The sequence below is a fragment of the Caulobacter sp. GW822-FHT07D08 genome (assembly GCF_058798735.1).
On record NZ_JBXAKU010000001.1, the window covers coordinates 70,067 to 91,876 of the forward strand.

The window sequence follows — 21,810 nt, forward strand, 5'->3', positions numbered from 1 at the left end:
GATTGGCGCCAGTTCCCGCGCTTGCGACAATCTCAACCTATGGATGTTTACATTCGATGACAGCCGCCAAGCGTTAGGCTACCCGCTTCAGCGCCGCGCCCAGGTCTTCGACCATTTCCGGGGTCGTCGCCCACGAGCACATGAAGCGCACGGTCCCGTCCAGGAAGCGATAGACGAACCAGCCTTCGCCGCGCAGGCGCTCCAGGGTGGGGTCGTCCATTTCGACGAAGACGCCGTTGGCCTCGACCGGGTGCTTGATCGGAAACGGCATCAGGTCGGCCAGCTTGCGGGCCATGGCGTTGGCGTGGGCGGCGCGGGCGGCCCAGGGACCGGTGGAGCCGTCCTCGCCCAGCAGGCCCAGCCACGGGGCGGCCAGGAAGCGGCCCTTGGAGACCAGTTGGCCGGCGTGCTTCAGGCGCGCGTCCAGACGACGGGCGTGATCGGGGTTGAGGAACACCACGGCCTCGGTCGGGGTCGAGCCGGCCTTGGTGCCGCCCATCACCAGGATATCGACGCCCATCCTGGCCACGCTCCTCAGGTCAAAGCCGGCGGCCACGGCGTTGGCCAGGCGGGCGCCGTCCAGGTGGACGCCATAGCCCTTGGCCTTCACCGGGGCGATCAGCGCCCGCAGATGCGCCTCCGAATAGACCGTGCCGTATTCGGTGGCGGTGGTCAGGGACAGGGCGTTGGCGGGCTGGTTGTAAGAGACCTCCGGACGGGCGAGCGCGGCTTCCAGGGCGGAGAGCTCGATCTTGCCCGAGGCGCCCGGCAGGCCGATCAGTCCGCCGCCCTGGCTGAAGAAGCCCGGGGCGCCGGTCTCGTCGGTGCAGATGTGGGCGTGCTCGTGGGCCAGCACCGCTTCGTGCGGGGCGGCCAGCAAGGTCAGGGCGAAGGCGTTGGCCGCCGTGCCCGAGGCCGTGAACCTGACCTCGGCGTCGGCGTCCAGCAGGGCGCGGATGCGGTCGCCGGCGGCCTTGCTGACGTGGTCGGTCCCGTAGCCCGAGGCCGTCCCGGCATTGGCGGCGACCAGGGCCTCCATGACCTCGGGCATGGCCCCGGCGACGTTGTCGGACGCGAAATCGTAGCGGGCCATGGATCCTCGGTGCGCGAAGTCTCGGAAAGGCTGATCCGATGCCACGGAGGCGGAGGTCCGTCCAGAGTTCCCCTCCCCCTCGATGGGGGAGGGGCAGGGGTGGGGGTGATGCGGCGGCGGATGTTCGGCGCGGCGGCCAATTCAGCGGTCACCCCCATCCCCGACCCTTCCCCCATCAAGGGGGAAGGGAGCGCGTTCTACAGGTCGCGCGCCCAGCCCCGCACGTCGTCGACGAACAGCCCCGGCTCCTCCATGGCCGCGAAGTGGCCGCCGCGCGGCTGGTCGGTCCAGCGGGTGATGTTGTAGGCGCGGTCGGCCCACGAGCGCGGCGGGGGCTTGTAGATGCTCTCGCCGGGGAAGTTGGCGAAGGCGGTGGGCGTCTCGCAGCGCTGGCCCTGCGCCAGGACGGGGCCGCCTTCCTCCAGCATCGCCCGGTAGTACCAGGCGCCGGTCGTGAACCCGCCGGTCATCACGTAGAGCATCAGGTTGGTCAGCAACTGGTCGCGCGTGAACACCCGCTCGAACGGCTTGGTCGACAGGTCGGCCCAGTCGTGGAAGCGCTCCAGGATCCAGGCGGCCTGGCCGACGGGGTTGTTGGCCCCCAGCCAGGCGACGGACTGCGGCTTGCTCGCCTGCAAGCGGAAATAGGCGCCGTAGGCGTCCATCTGGGCGCCGAAGTCGGTGATCCAGGCGATCTCCTCTGGCGTCGTCGGCGGCCCGGCCGGGCGCAGGCCGATCATGTTGAGATGGATGGCCTTCACATGCGCGGGGTGGTCCAGGCCCAGCCATGAGGTGACGAGGCCGCCCCAGTCGCCGCCCTGGGCGAGATAGGTCGGATAGCCGAGGACCTGCGTCATCAGCGTGTCGAAGATCCGCGCGGTGGCGCGCTGGCCGAGCGGCCGCTTGGGCTTTCCGGAAAAGCCAAAGCCTGGCAGCGACGGGATGACGAGATCGAACGCATCGGCCGGGTCGCCGCCGTGGCGCGAGGGGAAGGCCAGGGGCTCGATGGCGTCCCAGAACTCGAAGTGACTGCCCGGCCAGCCGTGGCTGATCAGCAGCGGCCGCTTGCCGCCGGCCTCGCCGACCACGTGGACGAAGTGGATGTCGAGGTCCTCGATCGTCGTCGTGAACTGCGGGAAGCGGTTCAGGTTGGCCTGCGCCGCCGCGACGTCGAAGCCGTCGGTCCAGTAGGCGCAGAGCGCTTTCAGGAAATCCGCGTCGCAGCCATAGCCCCAGCCGCCGCCTTCCGGCGCCGGCGGGAACTCATAGGCGCGAACCTGGGCGAGGACCTTGTCGATGGCCTCGCGGGTCCAGTTCACCTCGAACGGCGTCATGGCGGCCTCCCTGTTTTCAGGCAGGGTCAGGCGGGTGACGTGGGGGAGGTCAAGTATCCCAACCCCCGTTTCCCCGGCGAAGGCCGGGGCCCAGATTCATCCGGAGCAGTTTGGGATGATGCGCCGACGATCTTTGCCCGGCCCACCGAGACTCGTGAGTTCGATCTGGACCCCGGCCTTCGCCGGGGAGACGGGTATGGGTATCAGGCCGCCGCCAGGAACTTCATCCGCACCTTCGGCCACAGCATGTTCACCGCCAGGCCCGTCAGCACCAGCGCCGCGGCGATCAGCTTCCAGGCCGGCAGACCCTCGCCCAGGATCAGGGCGGAGGCGCTCATGCCGAACACCGGGACCAGCAGGGCCATGGGGGTCACGGTGGCGGCCGGGTGGCGGGCCAGCAGCCAGCCCCAGGCGGCATAGCCGAACATGGTGTTGCCCACGGCCTGCCAGGCCACGGCCAGCCAGGTCCCGAGGCTGGCGCTGGTCACGCCCTGGACGATGGCCGGCCAGCCTTCCAGCCACAGCGACATCAGAAACAGCGGCGGGATCGAGAACAGGCTGGCCCAGACGACATAGCCCAGCATGTTCACCGGCCCGGCCTGGCGCGCGACGATGTTGCCGCCCGACCAGCTGAGCGCCGCCAGCAGGCCCAGCATCACGCCCAGCGGCGTGGCCGCGCCGCCGCCGTGGGCGGCGATCACCACGATGCCGGCGACGGCCAGCAGCAGGGCCGCGACCTGGAAGCCCTGGATCCGCTCCTTGCTGATCCACATGGCCATGCCGATGGTGAAGAACACCTGGGTCTGCAGGATCAGCGAGGCCAGGCCCGGCGAGATGTGGCCCTTCATGGCCACGAACAGCAGGCCGAACTGCCCCGCCCCGATCAGCAGGCCATAGGCCGCCAGGTTCTTCCACGACACCGCCGGCCGCTTGACGATGAACACCATCGGAACCAGCACCATGCAGAAGCGCAAGGTGGCGAACAGCAGCGGCGGCAGGTGGTTCAGGCCGATGCGGATGACCACGAAGTTCGTCCCCCACACCGCCACCACGGCCAGGGCCAGCAGGAAGTGGCGCAAGGGCAGGGGGGCGTTGGCGGTCATGGCGGTTCCAATCGCAAGCTGGACTAGCGCCGACCTGAACCCTTGAGCCGCCCGTCGCAACGGAAACATTGTCCCGGTGACAATCGCCCCGCTCCAGAGCGCGCCGCCGTGTCTGAGGTCAAACGTGTGTTTGACTTGCCGCACGGCCTCCCGCTAACTCCGGTGAAATGAAGCTGGGAGGCTCCGCATGGCCTGGGATTTCGTTGTCGCCAAGGGCGACCTGCGCCGCACGGAATTCCGTGACGCCGCGCCCGCGCCGCTGAACGATGGCGAGGTGCGGCTGGCGATCGAGAGCTTCGCCCTGACGGCCAACAACATCACCTACGCCGTGTTCGGCGAGGCGATGAAGTACTGGGACTTCTTCCCCGGCCCGGACGGCTTCGGCCGGGTGCCGGTCTGGGGTCACGCCCGGGTCGAGGCCTCGGCCCACCCGGACATCGCGGTCGGCCAGCGGTTCTATGGCTACTGGCCGATGTCGACGCATCTGACGGTGCTGGCCAAGCCGGGCAAGACCGGCTTCACCGACGTGGCGCCGCATCGCCAGCATCTGGCGGTGGTCTACAACCAGTATCAGGCGGTGGGCGAGGACGATGGTCTGGAGGCGCACAAGGCGCTGTTGCAGCCGCTGTTCACCACCGCGTTCCTGATCGACGACCAGTTCGACGAGCATGGCTTCTACGGCGCGGCCAGCGTGATCCTGTCCAGCGCCTCGTCCAAGACGGCGATCGGCCTGGCGGCGCTGCTGAAGCGGCGCGGCGGGGTCAAGGTCGTGGGCCTGACCTCCCCACGCAACAAGGCCTTCGTCGAGGGGCTGGGCTTCTACGATCAGGTCGTGCTGTACGACGACCTGGCGACGGCGCCGATCGAGGGGCCGGCGGCCTTCGTCGACTTCGCGGGCGATGCGGCGGTGCTGGCGAGCGTGCACAACCGGTTCGCCGATGCGCTGAAGGCTTCGATCCTGGTCGGCGGCACCCACTGGGAGGCGCCCAAGACTGGGGGCGGCGGCCAGCTTCCCGGCCCGACGCCGGCCTTCTTCTTCGCCCCGGACCGCATCGCCAAGCGGCGGCAGGACTGGGCGCCGGGGGAATTCGAGCGACGCTACGGCGCGGCGTGGTCCGGGTTCGTGGCCGATGCGCCGCGGTGGTTGAAGGTGGAGACCGGACAGGGCCGCGAGGCCGTCCAGGCGGCGTACCTGGCGCAGGTGGACGGCGGGACGCCGGCGGACGTGGGCGTGGTCCTGCGGCCTTAGCAAGCAGCGGATTTATCTCTCTCCTCCCCTTTTGGGGGAGGTGGCGCGGCGCGGATACGCGCCGTGACGGAGGGGGACGGCGCAGGCCCAATGGCGCCGCGGCTGACCCCCTCCACCGCCGTTCGGCGGTCCCCCTCCCCCATAGAGGGGGAGGAGAGGGCAATCCTTAAGCCGCGACCCGTCCCTCATCCTCCAGGCTCAACCCCAGCCGCTCCCGCAAAGCCAGCGCTCCCTCGGCCGTCACCCGCACCGCCCGTCCCTTGGCCTCCAGCGCCAGCCAGCCGCGCGCGGTCATCGCCTCCAGCAGCTTCACCCCCAGCGGTCCGGCCAGGTGATGGCGCCGCTCGGTCCAGTCCAGGCATTGGCGGGCGACGCCGCGCGGCGAGCGCAGGGCGTCCACGGCGACGCCCAGGTCCTCGAACCAGCGTCGCCCTTCGGCCGTGACGTCGTAGAGTTTCCCATCCGCCGGTCGGATCAGGTCGCGCTCGACCAGCGCTTCGCAGACCTTCACGCCCAGACGCCCCGCCAGATGGCCGTAGCAGCACCGCGCGTCCCGCAGCGCCCGGGCCTTGGGCGAGCGTGGGATCTCCAGGGAGCGCACCGGCGCGGCCAGCACCGACAGCGCCTCGATCGCGTGGGCCACGTCCGCGCTGGCCAGCCTGTAGTACCGATGCCGGCCCTCGCGCTCGACCGCCAGCAGGCCGCCGTCGACCAGCTTGGAGAGGTGGTTGCTGGCCGCCTGGGCGGTGACCCCGGCGGCCCAGGCCAGGGCGCCGGCGGGCTGGGCGCGGCCGTCCTGCAAGGCCTGCAGCATGGCCGCGCGGGTCGGGTCGCCGATCAGGGCGGCGGGGGAGGCGATGTTGGCGTCCATGATCGGCATCCTAGACCGATCGCCGCCGGAATGGTTCATCGGCGCGTGTAGCAATCGCGCGCCGGACCGGGGCATGACGGAGGCCATGAGCACCAAGCCCTCCCGCCTCGGCTGGATTACCGCCGCCGCCAGCTTCGGCTTCCTGGTCACCCAGCTGGACGTGACCATCGTCAATGTCGCGCTGGACGCCATCGGCCAGGCCTTCGACGCCCCGACCGCGCAGCTGCAATGGGTGGTCGACGCCTATGTGCTGGCCCTGGCGGCGATGCTGCTGTCGGCCGGCGCGATCGGCGACCGGGTCGGACCCAAGCGGGCGTTCATGGCGGGGCTGGCGCTGTTCGGCCTGGCCTCGGCCGCCTGCGGCCTGGCGGGGAGCCCGCTGGCCCTGATCCTGGCCCGGGTGGCCCAGGGCGCGGCCGGGGCGCTGCTGATCCCGCCGTCGCTGGCCCTGATCGCCCACGCGGCTCATGGAGACGACAGGAAGCGCGCGGCCGCCGTCGGCTGGTGGACCGCCGCCGGCGGGGTGTCGATCGCCGCCGGGCCGGTGCTGGGCGGTCTGCTGGTCGAGGCGGTCGGCTGGCGCTGGGTGTTCTTCGTCAACCTGCCGCTCTGCGTGGCCGGGGCGGTGCTGACCCAGCTCGTCGCCCCCAAGACGCCGCCCAGGCCCAGGGTCCCGTTCGACATCGCCGGCCAAGCCCTGGCCGTCGCCGCGGTCACCCTGCTGGTCGGCGGGCTGATCGAGGGGGGACATCGCGGCTGGAACGGCTGGCCGCTGGCGGCCCTGGCCGCCGGCCTGCTCCTGGCCGTCGCCTTCGTGCTGGTCGAGCGGAGGGCCAGGCATCCGGCCATGCCGCTGGCGGCCTTCCGCGAGCGCCCGGCCTGGACGGCGGTCGTGGTCGGCTCGGCCCTGAACTTCACCTATTACGGCCTGATCTTCGTGCTGGGCCTCTACATGCTGCGCGCCCTGCACTGGGCGCCGGGCAAGGCCGGGATCGCCTTCCTGCCGCTGACGGCGACCTTCGTGCTGTCGAACCTGGTCAGCGGCGGCCTGGCAGCGCGGCTGGGGGCCAGGACGGTGACGACCGGCGGCGTGCTGATCGCCGCCTGCGGCTACGGCCTGACCGCCCGACTGGGCGCGGACAGCGGCCTGCTGGAGATGCTGCCCGGCTTTGCTTTGATCCCCGGCGGCATGGGCCTGGCGATCCCGGCCCTGACCAGCGGGCTGTTGGCCAGCGTCGACCGCCACGACGCCGGCGCGGCCTCGGGAACCCTCAACGCCTGCCGCCAGGTCGGCGGCGCGGCCGGCGTGGCGATCTTCGGGGCGCTGGCGGGGGCGGACGTGGCGACGGGGTTGCGGGTGTCAGGTATCAGCGCGGCGGTGATCCTGGTCGGGGCGGCGGCGGTGATTCTGCTGCCCGCGCGAAAGGCTTAGCGCCAAGCAAAACGCCCGCCCCGGTCTCCCAGGGCGGGCGTTTCCAATTCAAACCTCAGTCCCCGCTCACACCAGCGAGCCGTGGCACTGCTTGAACTTCTTGCCCGAGCCGCAGGGGCAGGGGGCGTTGCGGTTGGTGCGTTCCCACTCTTCCGGCAGGGACGAGATCGGCAGGGCCTGGCGCTGTTGCGGCGACAGGCCGTCCGGGATCACGCCGGCGACGGCGGCGTTCTCGCCGGTCAGCGGGTCCAGGTGGACCTCGACCAGGTTCTCCAGCGACGAATGCGGGATCTCCGGCTCGGCATAGGCGATCTCGACCGTCATCAGCCAGCGGGTGGTGTTGGTGCGCAGGTCGCCCAGCAGCTTCTCGAACAGCGAGAAGGCTTCGGTCTTGTACTCGTTCAGCGGATCGCGCTGGCCATAGCCGCGCAGGCCGATGACGTTGCGCAGGTGATCCAGGTGCATCAGGTGCTCGCGCCACTGAAGGTCGATCATCTGCAGCAGGAAGTTCTTCTCGACCGAGCGCATCTGCTCGGGCGTGATGATCACTTCGCGCTGGGCGGCGTAGTCGTCGGCGGCCTTGACGATGCGGTCCTTGATCTCCTCGTCGGCGATGCCTTCCTCGGCGGCCCAGGTCTCGATCGGCAGGTCCAGGCCCAGGATCGACTGGACGCGTTCCTTCAGGCCCTCGACGTCCCACTGCTCGGCATAGGCCTTGGGCGGCAGGTGACGGGCGATCAGATCGTCGATCGTGTCGTGACGCATCTCGACGATGATGTCCGAGAGGTCGTCGCTTTCCATGAACTCCTGGCGCTGCTCGAACACGGCCTTGCGCTGGTCGTTGACGACGTCGTCGTACTTCAGGAGGTTCTTGCGGATCTCGTAGTTGCGCTGCTCGACGCGCTTCTGGGCCGTGGCGATGGCGTTGTTCAGCCACTTGTGGGTGATCGCCTCGCCTTCCTGGACGCCGAAGGTGCGCATGATCGCGTCCAGACGCTCGCCGGCGAAGATGCGCAGCAGGTCGTCCTCGCACGACAGGAAGAACTTCGACCGGCCCGGGTCGCCCTGACGGCCGGTGCGGCCGCGCAGCTGGTTGTCGATACGGCGGCTTTCGTGGCGCTCGGTGCCCAGCACGAACAGGCCGCCGGCGGCCAGCGCCTGTTCCCTGGCGACGAGGATCTCGGCCTCGAGGCGCTTGCGCTCCTCGACCTCGTCCTCGTGGGTGACCTCCAGGCCCATGCCCTTCTGCTGCTGGCGCCAGTTGGCCAGGCGCATGTCGATGTTGCCGCCCAGCTGGATGTCGGTGCCGCGGCCGGCCATGTTGGTGGCGATGGTCACCGCGCCAGGCACGCCGGCGTCGGCGACGATGCCGGCTTCCTGCTCGTGGAAGCGGGCGTTCAGCACCTGGTGCGGGATGCCCTTCTGCTTCTTGCCGTCGTTCTCGAACGAGAAGCTGGACAGCAGCTTGGACAGCTCTTCCGACTTCTCGATCGACACGGTGCCGACCAGGATCGGCTGGCCGCGCACGTGGCAGTCGGCGATCTGCTTAAGGATGGCCTCGTTCTTCTCGCGCTCGGTGCGATAGACCTCATCGTCGTCGTCGATGCGCTTGATGACGCGGTTGGTCGGGATTTCCGAGACGGTCATCTTGTAGATGTCGTCGAATTCCTGGGCTTCCGTCGACGCCGTGCCGGTCATGCCCGACAGCTTCTTGTAGAGGCGGAAGTAGTTCTGGATGGTCACCGAGGCCAGGGTCTGGTTCTCGGGCTGGACGTCGGCGCCTTCCTTGGCCTCGATGGCCTGGTGCAGGCCTTCCGACAGGCGGCGGCCGGTCATCATGCGGCCGGTGAACTCGTCGATCAGGATGACCTCGCCGCCCTTGACGATGTAGTCCTTGTCGCGCGTGTACAGCACGTTGGCGCGCAGGGCCTGGTTGACGTGGTGCACCACCGAGACGTTGGCCGCGTCGTAGAGGCCCGCCGAGTCCTCGGCCAGGTGGCCGCCCGACATCAGGATCTCTTCGATCTTCTCCTGGCCGTCCTCGGTCAGGATGACCTGCTTCTGCTTCTCGTCGTGGTCGTAAGTACCCTTGTCCTGGATCAGCTGCTTCACCAGCACGTCGATCGTCTTGTAGAACTCGCTGCGGTCTTCGGTGGGACCCGAGATGATCAGCGGGGTGCGGGCTTCGTCGATCAGGATCGAGTCCACTTCGTCGACGATGACGAAGTTGTGGCCGCGCTGGACCATCTCATCGACGCTGTAGACGAGGTTGTCGCGCAGATAGTCGAAGCCGAATTCGTTGTTGGTGCCGTAGGTGATGTCGCTGCGATAGGCGCGCTGACGCTCACCCTGGCTGAGGCCGTTGACGATCACGCCATAGCTGAGGCCCAGGAAGGTGTAGATCTGGCCCATCCAGTCGGCGTCGCGGCGGGCCAGGTAGTCGTTGACGGTGATGACGTGGACGCCCTTGCCTTCCAGGGCGTTGAGGTAGGTGGGCAGGGTGGCGACCAGGGTCTTGCCTTCACCCGTGCGCATTTCCGAGATGCCCGAGAAGTGCAGCACCATGCCGCCGACCATCTGGACGTCGAAGTGGCGCATGCCCAGCACGCGCTTGCCGGCCTCGCGCACCACGGCGAAGGCTTCGTTCAGAAGATCGTCGAGGGTCTCGCCCTTTTCGAGGCGGGCCTTGAACTCGGCGGTCTTGCCCCTGAGGGCTTCGTCCGACAGGGCGGCGTACTCGGCCTCGTAGGCGTTGATCTTCACCACCCGCGCGGCGAAGGTCTTGACCTTGCGTTCGTTGGAAGAGCCGAAGAGCTTTTTGGCGAAACCAAGCATGCAGGGGGAATCCGGTGGGACGGTTTGACGAGGAGGCCGGCGCTAAGGCTGTGTGGCCTCGACTACGGTAGATGAAGTCGCGCTGGATCAGCGGATAAATCCGCTATTCCGGTGCGGCCGGAGACTTAAGCACCGGTCATCTTGGTGTCAACGCGAAGACCCAGTCGTAAGTAAGGCTTCCAGGCTCCTTAGTGGCCGTCCCGCCTCGGTTTTCGGGGCCTCGAACGCTTTCGGCGCCGAAGCCGTTTCCTCTTGGCGAAAAACCGCGCTAGAGCGGCTTCAGCAAAGCCGGAGATCTTGGCCTTGAACAGCACTTTCCGCCGCGTCGGTATGATCAGCGCCATCGCCTGCGCCTTGTTGCTGGCCGCGTGCGGCCAGAACAAGGTCGCCGACAAGCCGCCGGAGCCTGGCGACACCGCGGTGGCGCGCGTCAACGGCCAGGTGATCTGGGCGTCGGACGTCAAGCGCGAGGCCGTGGCCCAGGGCCTGATCAGCGAGGGCGAGCCGCTGGACATCTCCAGCGAGGTCTTCCGCCAGCGCCTCGACGAGGTGATCGACCAGAAGCTGCTGGCCTCGGAAGCCACCAAGCGCAAGATCGACAAGGAGCCTGTGGCCCAGCGCCGCCTGGCCGCCGCCCGCGAGCGCATCCTGGGCGACATGCTGGTCGAGGGCGTCGTCGAAAAGGCCGTCACCGAGGACGCCATCCGCAAGCTCTACGCCGAGCAGCAGAAGCTTTCGAAGCGCTCGGAAGAGATCCGCGCCCGCCAGATCATCGTCGGCAGCCAGGCCGAGGCCGACAGCATCAAGAAGCTGCTGGCCTCCGGGGCCTCGTTCGACGCCCTGGCCATGGAGCGCTCGACCGACCAGGCCACCCGCTTCAACGGCGGCGACCTGGGCTATTTCACCCTGGACGTGATGCCCGAGCCCTATGGCGTGGCCCTGAAGGACGCCCAGAAGGGGACGCTGGTCGGTCCGTTCGCGGCCGAGGGCGGCTGGGTCATCGTCAAGGTCGAGGACAAGCGCACCGAGGAGCCGATCACCCTGGAGGCCGCCCGGCCGCAGATCGTGCGCTTCCTGACCTATGACCAGGTGCGCGACATTCTCGAGAAGCTGCGCGGCTCGGCCAAGGTCGAGATGCTGGTCGCCAAGCCCCAGGACGTGTCCGGCGCGACCGGCGCCCAGGAACCGGCTTCGGCCCCGGCGGAGCCGCAAGGCGCCCCCCCGCCCGCGGCGGCGCCCGTCCAACCCGCCCAACCCGCCAAGAAGTAAGAGCGGCCCACATGACCAAGACCCCCCAGATGGCCGGTAAGACTTCGGGCAAGACCACCGTCGCGAAGGCCCCCGAGGCCGCGCCGGGTTCGGCCAATCCGGTGGCCGCCGCCGGCGCCGCGATCGAGCGCGCCCTGGTCGATCCTCTGACCTCCGCCTTGAAGCGCGCTGGTCTGCGCCGCGCCCAGAAATCGGCCGGCGAGGACCTCGCCAGCCCGACCGCGCCGGTCCCCGCCAAGCCCGTCTCAGGGGGCGCGGGCAAGCCCGGACTGGCGATCTCGCCCCTGGCCGTGCCGTTCCCGGTGATCCCGCCGATCGCCGGCGTCGAGATCGCCACCGGTCGCGCCGGCTTCTACAAGCACGAGCGCGAGGACCTGGTCCTCATGCGCTTCGCCGAGGGGACTTCGGCGGCGGGGGTGTTCACCCGCCACGGCGTCGGCTCGGCGCCCGTCGACTGGTGCAAGCGCCAGCTGGCCGCCACGGGCGGCGCGGACGTCCGCGCCCTGGTCGTCAACGCCGGCTGCGCCAACAGCTTCACCGGCCGTCCCGGCGCCGACGCGGTGCGCCGCGTGGCCACGGCCGTGGGCAAGCGCCTGGACTGCCGCCAGCGCGATGTGATGATGGCCTCGACCGGCGTCATCGGCGTCATCCTCGACGACAGCAAGATCACCGCCCGCCTGCCGGAGGTCGAAGCCCGCCTGAAGGCCGACGCCTGGGCCGAGGCGGGCCGGGCGATCATGACCACCGACACCTTCCCGAAAGGCGCCTACGCCACGGCGCTGATCGATGGCGTGGAAGTGAAGATCGCGGGGATCGCCAAGGGCTCGGGCATGATCGCGCCCGATATGGCCACCATGCTGGCCTTCGTGGCCACCGACGCGGCCATCGCCCCCGCGGCGCTGCAGACCCTGGTCAGCCTCTATACCCGCACGACCTTCAACTGCGTGACGGTGGACGGCGACCGCTCGACCAATGACACCCTGCTGCTGTTCGCCACCGGCCAGTCGGGCGCGCCCAAGATCCACCGCGCCGGCGACAGGCGCCTGGCCGACTTCCGCGAGAAACTGGAGGCCGTCCTGCTGGACCTGGCCCTGCAGCTGGTCCGCGACGGCGAGGGCGCCACCAAGTTCGTCAAGATCACCGTCAACGGCGCCGAGAGCCCGGCCAGCGCCCGCAAGATCGCCCGCACCATCGCCGAGAGCCCGCTGGTCAAGACCGCCTTCGCCGGCGAGGACGCCAACTGGGGCCGCATCGTCATGGCCGTCGGCCGCGCCGACGAGCCGGTCGCCCGCGAGAAGATCAGCGTCAAGTTCGGCGACCTCTACGCCGCCCGCGACGGCCTGGTCTCGGCCGAATACGACGAGGCCAAGATGAGCGCCTACGTCAAGAACCAGGAGTTCGAGGTCAGCGTCGACGTCGGCGTCGGCAAGGGCTCGTCCACGGTCTGGACCTGCGACCTGACCAAGCAGTACGTGGCGATCAACGGGGACTACCGGAGCTAGGGCATGGAAGGGGAGAGCGCAGCCGGTCGTATTCTTATCGGCATAGCGGTTGTTTTCCTCGCCGCCTTGCCTGTCAGCGCCAGCGAAGGTGATGACGATGCGCAAGGCACTTTTCTCGACGCAGCTAGGACGCTGTGCCTCGTGCGGGCGCGTTCTGGATCGATTGATGATCTTGCTGAAGGGTTTCACTACGAAAAGGTAGAGGCGTCCCTGGTGCCGCTTGCCGGACCAAGACGTGCCTTTTCCATTCCCGTGAAAGGACCGGGCCGTGTCTACGTATCTGTGCGTATCGATCCAGATGGCGCAGAGCGAGATTGTGCAATTACCGGCTATGGCGTTGATGCGGCCGCAGCGGCCTCGGTGTTGCGCGCCTGGTGGGGCAAGGCCGTCAAGAGTGTTGAGGTCGATGGCCGCCGAGTGGAAACGTTCGCACCATTCAAGGGGCCGGAGCACCGGGAGCAGGAGTGGCGCGCGGATAGGATCACATTAGAGACTTGGCTGAACATCGGCGAAGATAAGCCAAGCATCCAAGAAACCTACCATACGCCTGATACGGAGCCCTACCGATGACCGACCTCACCCCCGACCAGGAAGCCGCCCTGCTGGCCGACCTGACCAAGGCCTGCCGCGAGGCCGGCTATGTGGTCGAGGCGATCGATCGCGGGCTGGAAGTGTCCGGCGGCGAGGATGAGGGCGCCTACTACCTGCTTCCCGACCATGGCTGGCTGCAGGCGCGCTGCCTGGTGCTGGATCCCGAGGACCTGGCCGAGGCCCGGGACCTGACGGCCCTGTTCGAGACGGTGGCCAAGGCCCAGTTCCGCCTGATCGGCTGCCGGTTCGGCTATGACATCGAGACCGGCCTGTGGCTGGTCGAGGACCTCTATCCGGGCTTCGACCCCGCCAAGGTCCCCGCGGTGCTGGAACAGCTGACCTTCATCTGGGACGCGCTGGAGGGCCTGTTCGAGAGCGCGCTCGAGGGCGTGGTTCCCAATGACGAGGCCTTCGACGCCGCGTTCGACCTGGAAGCGGCGACGCCGCCGAACTAGTCTAGAACCTGGTCCAAGGGAACCACCGGCCAAGCTTGTCGTTCCTGATCGGTGTTCACTCGTGGAGGGCGTTGTCATGTCTCGGAAGCTATTGGTCATGATCGGAGCGGTGGTCGCCCTGGCGATCGCGCCGACCGCTCACGCCCAGATGAAGCCGCCCACGACGCCGGACGAGCCGGGCGGCCGTTGGGGCGAGGCCAAGAAGAAGGCCGTCGACATCGGCAGCCAGCCGGCGCGCGACGTCGGCATGTCCAAGCGCGAGATCCCGCCGATCCTGGAGAAGGCGTTCGACAATCCCTACAGCCTGCAGGGCCTGAAGACCTGCAAGGCGATCGCCGGCGAGATCACCCAGCTGAACGCCGTGCTGGGTCCCGACTACACGATCGGCAACGAATATACCGAGAACCGCGCCGGCAAGCTGGCCGAGGCCGGCGGCAAGACGATCATCAACAGCATCATCCCGTTCCGCGGCCTGGTCCGCGAAATGACCGGCGCGGCTCCGGCCGACCGCCACATGAACGCGGTGGTCGACGCCGGCCTGGCCCGGCGCGGCTTCCTGCGCGGCGTGCATCTGCGCCAGGGCTGCAAGACGCGGTTCTAGAAATTCCCCTTCTCCCTTGGCGGGAGAAGGGGACCTTCGCCTACAGCGTGCTCATGTCGATCACGAAGCGGTAGCGCACGTCGCTCCTGGCCATGCGCTTGTAGGCTTCGTTGATCTGGTCGATCGCGATGACCTCGATGTCGGCGACGATGTTCTTTTCGCCGCAGAAGTCGAGCATCTCCTGGGTCTCCTTGATCGAGCCGATCATCGAGCCGGCCAGGGTGCGGCGGCCGGGGATCAGGGCGAAGGCGTTCAGCGGCACGGGCTCTTCCGGCGCGCCGACCAGCACCATGGCGCCGTCGACCTTCAAGAGGTTCAGGTACGATCCCCAGTCGATGCCGGCCGAGACCGTGCAGATCAGCAGGTCGAACGTCCCGGCCAGGGTCTCGAAGGTCTTGGGATCGTTGGTCGCGTGATAGTGCGACGCGCCCATCTTCAGGCCGTCGGCCTGCTTGGACAGGGTCTGGCTCAGCACCGTGACCTCGGCGCCCATGGCGTGGGCCAGCTTGACGCCCATGTGGCCCAGCCCCCCCATGCCCAGGATCGCGACCTTCTTGCCGGGACCGGCGTTCCAGTGGCGCAGCGGCGAGTAGAGGGTGATACCGGCGCACAGCAGCGGCGCGGCGGCGTCCAGCGGCAGGTTCTCGGGGATCGACAGGACGTAGTCTTCCTTGACCACCATGTGGTCGGAATAGCCGCCATAGGTCGGCGTGTCCGAACCCGGCTCGAAGCCGCTGTAGGTCAGGACGAGGCCTGGCTGGTACTGCTCGCGGTCCAGGTCGCGGGCGGCCTTGCAGGTCACGCAGCTGTCGACGAAGCAGCCGACGCCGACATGGTCGCCTTCCTTGAACTTGGTGACATTGGCGCCGACGGCGGTGACCACGCCGGCGACCTCGTGGCCGGGCACGATCGGATAGACGCTCTGGCCCCAGCCGTTGTCGACCATGTGGATGTCGGAGTGGCAGACGCCGCAGTACTTGATCGAGATGACGACGTCGTCGGCATTGGGCTCGCGACGTTCGAAGCTGAACGGCGCCAGGGGCGCGCCGGCGGCGGGCGCCGCATAGCCTTTAGCGGTGGCCATTGGGAAGTGTCCTTGAGTTTGGGGACCGATCGGGGAGGATCGAACGACGGGAGGTTTGCCACGCGCCGGGGCGGCGGCGTTATGCCGATCCTGCAAAGCTCATGCACGATCCTGCAAAAGGCCGTGAGGACGGTTTTCGCCTCATCCGCGCGGGCGTAGAGGTTCAGTGTTGCGAAAACCCAGGAAACCAAGCCCTTGAGCGTGTCCGACAACGCCCCCGACAGCGCTGGCGTCTATGCCGAGATCGCCCGGCTGGTCGCCCGTTACGCCAAGGACGACCATCCGGAGTCGGCGATCGACGGCCTCTATCTGACGCGTCGCTGCTCGCCCAGCGGCCGGTTGCACGTCGACCAGCGGCCGTCGTTCTGGCTGGTGGCCGGCGGCCGCAAGTGCCTGACCGTCGGGGACCAGGACCTGCACTACGGCGTCGGCGACTGCCTGCTGGTGGCCCTGGACCTGCCGGCCACGGCGCGGATCCTCCAGGCCAGCGAGGCCGAGCCGCATCTGTGCGTCGGCGTGGCGATCAACCCGGCCCGCCTGGCCGAGCTGATCGGTCGCCTGCCCGAGCAGGCCTCGACGGCTCCGCCTGGCGGCGTGCGCGGCGTGGCGGTGAACCCGGCCTCGCCGGAACTGCTGGACGCCACCTTGCGGCTGCTGCGCCTGCTGGACCGTCCGGGGGACGTGGCGGCGATGGCGCCGCTGATCGAGCAGGAGATCCTCTACCGCCTGCTCAGCGGTCCGCAGGGCGCGCGCCTGATGCATATCGCCATGGCCGAGGGCCAGGGCCAGCGGGTCACCCGCGCCGTCGCCTGGCTGCGCCAGCATTTCGACCAGCCGCTGCGGATCGAACTCCTGGCCGAGCACGTGGGCATGAGCGAGAGCTCGCTGCACCACCACTTCAAGGCCGTCACCAACATGACGCCGATGCAGTACCAGAAGCAGCTGCGGCTCTACGAGGCCCGCCGTCTGATGCTGGTCGAGGGCCTGGACGTCGGCGCGGCCGGCTTCTCCGTCGGCTACCAGAGCCCCTCGCAGTTCAGCCGCGAATACCGCCGCCTCTACGGCCTGCCGCCGGCGCGCGACTTGGAGGCGCTGCGGACCCCGATCGCGGCGGAGTAGGGCGTCAGCCGCACAGCGGCGACCGTGTCGGGCGCAGATAGGTGGTCGACGAGAAGGCGCGGGTGCGGGCGTCGCCCTTCGGGCCAGGCACGGCGATGGTGACGACAGCCCAGACGTTCCTGACCTGGGCGCAATAGACGCTCTGCTCGACGCGGCCGTGGTCGGCCAGCATCGTCGCGCCATGCTTGAAACGCTCGGGGCGGGACAGGATTTCCTTTTCGGCCATGGTCCGTGCGGCGTCCTTGTCGCCTTTCAGCAGCGTGGCGGTGCAGCTGCCGTCGGCCCAGGCCACGGCGTAGGCGGGCGCGGCCGGGTCCGCGCGCCAGGCCTTGTCCGTGGGGCCCGCGCCGACCGTTGTCGGCGAGACCATGGTCATTCCTTCCGCCTTGGCCAGCGGCTCTATCGGACGGGCCTCCACGACGCCGGGCAGGCAGACACGCGCCAGGGCGAGGCGCGCCGCCTGCGTCCCGTCGGTCGGGACGATGGCGAGTTGGCCGGCTCCTGAAAGCAGAATGACCGTGGGAACGAGGATCGTGGAGACCGCCATGGCTTCACCTCTGGTTGTGAGCAACCATAAGGCGGCGCATCGGCGTCTCGTGCAAGCGCCCAGGCGTCGCACCTTGCCTCTCGCGTGCTGATCACGTCACATGCCCGCGTGTGATTTTGGGGGCGGGTTTTGACGGAAGCCTTGATCGTTCGCGGCTTGAACAAGACGTTCGCCAAGCCCGCGGTGTCCGACCTCGACCTGACGGTCCACGCTGGCGAGCTCTACGCCCTGCTGGGGCCCAACGGCGCCGGCAAGACCACCACCTTGCGGATGGTGGCGGGCCTGACCCAGCCCGACAGCGGCGCGGTGGCGATCTTCGGCGTCGACGCCCGCAAGGATCCCGCCGCCGCCAAGGCCCTGCTGGCCTGGGCCCCCGACGAGGCGATGATCTACGACAAGCTCAGCCCGCTTGAATATCTGGAGTTCGTCGCCGGGCTCTGGAACATCGAGCCCAAGGCGGCGAAGGCCAAGGCCGAGCAGCTGCTGGAGACCCTGGGCCTGACCAGCGAGGCGCGGCGCCGGTGCGAGGGCTTCTCGCGCGGCATGAAGCAGAAGGTCGCCCTGGCCGGGGCGTTGATCCACGATCCCAAGCTGCTGATCCTGGACGAACCGCTGACCGGCCTGGACGCGGCCGCCGCGCGCCTGGTCAAGGACATGCTGCGGGCCCGCGTCGACGCCGGCGCCACGGTGATCCTGACCACCCACATTCTCGAAGTCGCCGAACGCATGGCCGACCGCATCGGCATCATCGCCGGCGGCCGCCTGCTGGCCGAGGGCACGCTGGACGAGCTGCGCGGCAAGGCCGGCGAGGCCAGCGGCCGGACGCTGGAGGACGTGTTCCTGCAACTGACCTCAGAGGCCGTCCCTCAGGGCGTCGTCGCGTGAGCCTGCCGTTCAAGCCGGCCAGCACGGCGTGGCTGCTGGCCCACGAGCTGCGCCTGGCCTGGCGCGGCTTTCTGGCGGGACGCAAGGGGCGGGGACCCGGCGCGCTGATCGCCTTCGTGATCCTGGGCGGCCTGATCGTGTTCGGCGGCGTGGCCATGGGCCTGGCTCTGCGCGGCCAGCAGGTTCCGGTGGTCCCGCTGGCGGTGGTCATCGTCGACCTGGCGCTGGCGGTGATCCTGACCCTGATGCTGTCGAGCACCCTGGCGGCCTCGGCGGACGCCCTCTATGAGCGCGGCGATCTCGATCTGCTGTTCTCCTCGCCGCTGGCCCCGCGCAAGGTGCTGTTCGTCCGGGCCCTGGGGCTGGCGGTCAATGCCGGGCTCTGGTTCATGGTCCCGGCGGTGCTGCTGCTGACGCCGTCGATCGTGCTGGGCCATCCGGCCTGGCTGGGCGTGTTCGTGGTGCTGGCCGCCGCCGCCCTGGCCGCCTCGGGCGTCGGCTTGCTGCTGGCCATGGCGCTGTTCGCCCTGATCGGTCCGCGCCGCACGCGCACCGTGGCCCAGGTGATGGCCGCCCTGATCGGCGCGGCGTTCTTCCTGGCCAGCCAGTACCGCAACCTGATGGGCCAGAAGGCCAGCGAGAGCCTGTTCGCCCGCATCGCCACGGACGCCCGCGAGGGGCGCATCCAGCCGCCGCCGTTCGCAGACCTGCCGCTGCGCGCGGCCCTGGGCGAGCCGATCCCGCTGCTGATCCTGGTGGCTCTGGGCGCGGGGATCTTCCTGTTCGCCGCCCAGACCCTGGGCCGCCGTTTCGCCGACGCGGCCGCCGCCACCCAGGGCGCCGAGACCCGCAAGGGCGCCAAGGGCCCGACGCGCGCCTTCGCCGCCGGACCCTTCCACGCCACGGTGCGCAAGGAGCTGCGCCTGATCAGCCGAGACGCGGCGCTGCTGTCGCAGGTGCTGCTGCGGGTGCTGTACATGCTGCCGCTGGCCCTGGTGCTGGCCCGCGGCGCTTCGCACATGCCGGTCTGGGCCCTGGCCGGGCCGGCCGCCGCCGTGACCTTTCTGGCCGGACAGGTGGCCGGGAGTCTCGTCTGGATCACCGTCTCGGCCGAGGACACGCCGGACCTGCTGGCCATAGCGCCCGCCCCGATGGGCGTCCTGCGCCAGGCCAAGCTGACCGCCGCCCTGCTGCCGGTGGCCGTGCTGCTGGCCATCCCGATCGCCGTCCTGGCCTGGTACGCGCCGCTGGCCGGGCTGTGGACCGCGATCGGCGCGGGGCTGTCGGCCTGGAGCACGGGCCTGATCGGCGTCTGGCGTCAGAAGCCCGGCAAGCGCGCTGACTTCCGCCGGCGGCGGGGCGGCTCGCTGCTGGCGACCCTGGCCGAGCTGTTCATCGCCACCCTGATCGGCGCGGCGACGGCGCTGGCCGTGGCCGGCTGGCTGGTCTGGGCGCTGCCGCCGCTGATCGTGGCGGGCGCGGTGATGATGGCGTTGCGAAGGACCGACGAGCAGATCGCCGCGGCGCTGCGCGTGGCGAGCTAAGCCTCCAGCAGGGCCCGGATCCGGCACACCACCCCGTCCGGCTGGAAGTCGATCGCCGCCGAGCCCGACAGCTCCGCCGCCAGGCCGCGCTCGATCAGGCGCGAGCCGAAGCCGCGCTGGGTGGGCGGCGCGACGGGCGGGCCGCCGCTTTCGGTCCAGGTCAGGTCCAGCCGCGCCGCGCCGGGATCGGGAGCCAGCGCCCAGGAGACGCGGACCCGGCCCTCCGGCGTCGACAGCGCCCCGTACTTGATGGCGTTGGTGGCCAGCTCGTGCAGGGCCATCGACAGCGACAGGGCGCTCTTGGGCGAGAGGCGGATGGATGGCCCGCTGAGGTCGAACCGGCCGGGGCCGCCATGCAGCGCCGCCACGCGGCTGATGACGTCGTGCAGCTCGGCCCCCTCCCAGTTCTCGCGGGTCAGGAGGTCGTGGGCCTCGGCCAGGGCGACGATGCGGTTGGAGAAGGCCTCCTGCGCCTGGTCCAGAGCGCGGGCGCCGTTGAAGCTCTGGGCGGCGATGGCTTGGATGGTGGCCAGGCTGTTCTTCACCCGGTGGTTCAGCTCGTTGACCAGCAGGCGCAGGTGCAGCTCGGCGCGCTTGCGCTCGGTGATGTTGACCAGGGCGCCGACGACGCGGTGCGGCTTGCCGTCGTCGCCGAAGAACACCTTGCCCTTCGTGCCCAGCCACCGCTCCACATGGTCGTCGCGGCCGATGACGCGATACTCGACGGCATAGTCGGCGCGTAGGGTCGGATCCGTGGCCCGCCTGGCCGCGTCGCGCACCCGCTCCACGTCGGCCGGATGTATCAGCCCGTAGGCGGTCTCGACATCCACGGGTTCGCCGGACGGGAGGCCGAACATCTGGTAGCAACGATCCGACCAGGTCAGGGCCCCGGTGTCGAGGTCGAGGTCCCAGGTGCCGACATCGGCGGCGTCGATGGCCAGGCGCAGGGTCTCTTCCTGGCGCAGCAGACGGTCAACGGCCTCGCGGCGCTCGGTGACGTCCGAAGCGACGCCGACGAAGCGCACGCATTGGCCGCCCTCGAAGAAGGCCCGGCCGAAGACCTCGACCCAGCGCAGGGCGCCGTCGTCGCCGCGGCGGATGCGATATTCGAGATTGATGGCGCCGTCGCCGGAGGGATCCGTGGCGGCGGCCACGGCCGCGCGCACTCGGGACAGATCGTCCGGATGCAGCAGGCGCTCGAAGGTCTCCTGCGTGGGCTTCTCGTCGGGCGAGAGGCCGAAGATCGAGCGGGCGCGGGCGTCCCAGAAGCGCTGGCCGATATGGGGCTTATGGTCCCAGCGACCCATGCCGGCGGCCTGGGCGGCGAGATCGAGGTCGATGCGCGCCGCGGCCAGTTCGGCCTCGACCTGCTTGCGTTCGGTGATGTCGACGACGACGCCGGTGTTGCGGGCCGGCTGCCCATCCTCGTCCAGATAGGCCCGGCCGCGCGTATAGACCCAGCGGATCGAGCCGTCGGCCTGGACCAGGCGGTACTCGTGCGAGAAGTCGCCGCCGTCGTGGGCCGTTTTCACGGCGGTGTCGCGGACGGTGGGCCAGTCCTCGGGGTGGACGGCCGGCGTGTAGCTCTGGACGGGCAGGCCGGCCTCGGCGAATTCGGGCGAGACGTTGTGCAGCTCGGCGTAGCGGGCGTCGGCATAGACCTTGTTGGCCTTGATGTCCCACTCCCAGGCCCCGACCACCCCGGCCTCGCGCGCCATCTCGTAGCGCTCCTGGGTGGTGCGGAGGGTCTTCTCGGCGGCGACGGACCGCGAGATCTCGACCGCGGTGACCAGCACCCCGCCGACGCCGTTCGGCGCGGCGCCGTCCGGGACGGGGCTGTAGCTGATGGTGAAGTAGCCGGTCTCCTGGGCGCCGCGGCGCGTCACCTTCAGGGGCAGCTTCTCGAACGCGAAGCCGCCGCTGGTTCCGGCCAGGATGTCCTCATGGAAGGCGCGGATCGAGGCCTGGAAGTCGGGCGAGGTCTGGTCCAGCCGCGCGCCCAGCGCCTCGGGGTGCCGCTCGTGCAGGGCGGGCGCGTAGGCGTCGTTGTAGATCAGGACCAGCTCCGGACCCCAGCGCAGGGCCATCGGGAAGTTGGTGGCCAGGATCATGTCCACGGCCAGATGCAGGCTGGGCGACCAGGCGTCGCGGGGGCCGACGGGCGTCTGGGACCAGTCGAACGCGCGCACCCGCTCGGCCATCTCGCCGCCGGCGATTCTAGTCAGCACAGGCGCGGCGCGTGGCCTGCCCTCGCCCATTTGCGGTCCCCCATCCGATCAGACGACCGGCCCTGAAC

General features: G+C 69.5%; 18 protein-coding genes. 10 read left to right on the plus strand and 8 right to left on the minus strand.

Going from position 1 to position 21,810, the window contains the following annotated elements:
• Positions 1-73 precede the first annotated feature (73 nt).
• The 3 genes from AC1RJ9_RS00305 to AC1RJ9_RS00315 form a co-directional block, all read right to left on the minus strand.
• Positions 74-1,093, minus strand: coding sequence for a threonine aldolase family protein (locus AC1RJ9_RS00305; protein ID WP_492835795.1), 1,020 nt, complete (start codon positions 1,091-1,093; stop codon positions 74-76).
• A 197-nt stretch (positions 1,094-1,290) separates the two neighbouring features.
• Positions 1,291-2,427 carry an epoxide hydrolase family protein gene (locus AC1RJ9_RS00310; protein WP_492835793.1) on the minus strand — a complete coding sequence of 379 codons (1,137 nt, stop codon included), beginning with the start codon at positions 2,425-2,427 and terminating at the stop codon, positions 1,291-1,293.
• Positions 2,428-2,630: 203 nt separating this feature from the next.
• Positions 2,631-3,530, minus strand: a complete 900-nt coding sequence (locus AC1RJ9_RS00315; protein ID WP_492835791.1) for an EamA family transporter — start codon at positions 3,528-3,530, stop codon at positions 2,631-2,633.
• A 187-nt stretch (positions 3,531-3,717) separates the two neighbouring features.
• Between AC1RJ9_RS00315 and AC1RJ9_RS00320 the strand changes: the two genes are divergently transcribed.
• Positions 3,718-4,779, plus strand: a complete 1,062-nt coding sequence (locus AC1RJ9_RS00320) for a DUF2855 family protein (RefSeq protein WP_492835789.1) — start codon at positions 3,718-3,720, stop codon at positions 4,777-4,779.
• A gap of 166 nt (positions 4,780-4,945) precedes the next feature.
• Here the strand turns inward: AC1RJ9_RS00320 and AC1RJ9_RS00325 are convergent, their stop codons facing one another.
• On the minus strand, positions 4,946-5,650 hold the full coding sequence (locus tag AC1RJ9_RS00325) for an ArsR/SmtB family transcription factor (RefSeq protein WP_492835787.1): 705 nt from the start codon (positions 5,648-5,650) through the stop codon (positions 4,946-4,948).
• 73 nt (positions 5,651-5,723) lie between these two features.
• Between AC1RJ9_RS00325 and AC1RJ9_RS00330 the strand changes: the two genes are divergently transcribed.
• Entirely contained in the window at positions 5,724-7,082 is a 1,359-nt protein-coding gene (locus AC1RJ9_RS00330) for an MFS transporter (protein ID WP_492836103.1), read from the plus strand.
• A gap of 66 nt (positions 7,083-7,148) precedes the next feature.
• Here AC1RJ9_RS00330 and secA read toward each other — a convergent pair whose 3' ends face one another.
• Positions 7,149-9,917 (minus strand): preprotein translocase subunit SecA, encoded by a 2,769-nt coding sequence (gene secA / locus AC1RJ9_RS00335; protein ID WP_492835785.1) that lies wholly within the window; start codon positions 9,915-9,917, stop codon positions 7,149-7,151.
• Positions 9,918-10,247: 330 nt separating this feature from the next.
• Here secA and AC1RJ9_RS00340 point away from each other — a divergent pair, with 330 nt between their 5' ends.
• The 5 genes from AC1RJ9_RS00340 (at position 10,248) to AC1RJ9_RS00360 (ending at position 14,335) form a co-directional block, all read left to right on the plus strand.
• Complete coding sequence (locus tag AC1RJ9_RS00340; protein WP_492836101.1) at positions 10,248-11,186, plus strand: peptidylprolyl isomerase; 939 nt, start codon at positions 10,248-10,250, stop codon at positions 11,184-11,186.
• A gap of 29 nt (positions 11,187-11,215) precedes the next feature.
• Positions 11,216-12,688: a bifunctional glutamate N-acetyltransferase/amino-acid acetyltransferase ArgJ gene (gene argJ / locus AC1RJ9_RS00345; protein ID WP_492836099.1), complete on the plus strand. Its 1,473-nt coding sequence runs from the start codon at positions 11,216-11,218 to the stop codon at positions 12,686-12,688.
• Between the two features lie 3 nt (positions 12,689-12,691).
• Complete coding sequence (locus AC1RJ9_RS00350; protein WP_492835783.1) at positions 12,692-13,258, plus strand: hypothetical protein; 567 nt, start codon at positions 12,692-12,694, stop codon at positions 13,256-13,258.
• Positions 13,255-13,734, plus strand: a complete 480-nt coding sequence (locus AC1RJ9_RS00355) for a hypothetical protein (RefSeq protein WP_492835781.1) — start codon at positions 13,255-13,257, stop codon at positions 13,732-13,734. The genes AC1RJ9_RS00350 and AC1RJ9_RS00355 overlap by 4 nt, the downstream gene beginning before the upstream one ends.
• Before the next feature lie 76 nt (positions 13,735-13,810).
• Positions 13,811-14,335, plus strand: a complete 525-nt coding sequence (locus AC1RJ9_RS00360) for a hypothetical protein (protein WP_492835779.1) — start codon at positions 13,811-13,813, stop codon at positions 14,333-14,335.
• Positions 14,336-14,375: 40 nt separating this feature from the next.
• Here AC1RJ9_RS00360 and AC1RJ9_RS00365 read toward each other — a convergent pair whose 3' ends face one another.
• On the minus strand, positions 14,376-15,419 hold the full coding sequence (locus AC1RJ9_RS00365; protein WP_492835777.1) for an NAD(P)-dependent alcohol dehydrogenase: 1,044 nt from the start codon (positions 15,417-15,419) through the stop codon (positions 14,376-14,378).
• A gap of 201 nt (positions 15,420-15,620) precedes the next feature.
• Here AC1RJ9_RS00365 and AC1RJ9_RS00370 point away from each other — a divergent pair, with 201 nt between their 5' ends.
• Entirely contained in the window at positions 15,621-16,538 is a 918-nt protein-coding gene (locus AC1RJ9_RS00370) for an AraC family transcriptional regulator (protein WP_492836097.1), read from the plus strand.
• Positions 16,539-16,542: 4 nt separating this feature from the next.
• Here the strand turns inward: AC1RJ9_RS00370 and AC1RJ9_RS00375 are convergent, their stop codons facing one another.
• A complete protein-coding gene (locus AC1RJ9_RS00375) occupies positions 16,543-17,085 on the minus strand; it encodes a hypothetical protein (RefSeq protein ID WP_492835775.1) in 543 nt (180 codons plus the stop codon).
• 129 nt (positions 17,086-17,214) lie between these two features.
• On the opposite strand from AC1RJ9_RS00375, the gene AC1RJ9_RS00380 reads away from it, so the two are divergent.
• Together AC1RJ9_RS00380 and AC1RJ9_RS00385 are read left to right on the plus strand one after the other, a co-directional pair.
• The gene (locus AC1RJ9_RS00380) at positions 17,215-17,970 is read left to right on the plus strand and encodes an ABC transporter ATP-binding protein (protein WP_492835773.1); all 756 of its coding nucleotides are present in this window, start codon (positions 17,215-17,217) and stop codon (positions 17,968-17,970) included.
• Entirely contained in the window at positions 17,967-19,514 is a 1,548-nt protein-coding gene (locus tag AC1RJ9_RS00385) for a hypothetical protein (protein ID WP_492835771.1), read from the plus strand. Before AC1RJ9_RS00380 ends, AC1RJ9_RS00385 begins: the two co-directional genes overlap by 4 nt.
• Here the strand turns inward: AC1RJ9_RS00385 and AC1RJ9_RS00390 are convergent.
• Positions 19,511-21,742: a PAS domain-containing protein gene (locus tag AC1RJ9_RS00390; RefSeq protein WP_492835769.1), complete on the minus strand. Its 2,232-nt coding sequence runs from the start codon at positions 21,740-21,742 to the stop codon at positions 19,511-19,513. The two genes, AC1RJ9_RS00385 and AC1RJ9_RS00390, sit on opposite strands and share 4 nt — an antisense overlap.
• Between the last annotated feature and the right edge of the window lie 68 nt (positions 21,743-21,810).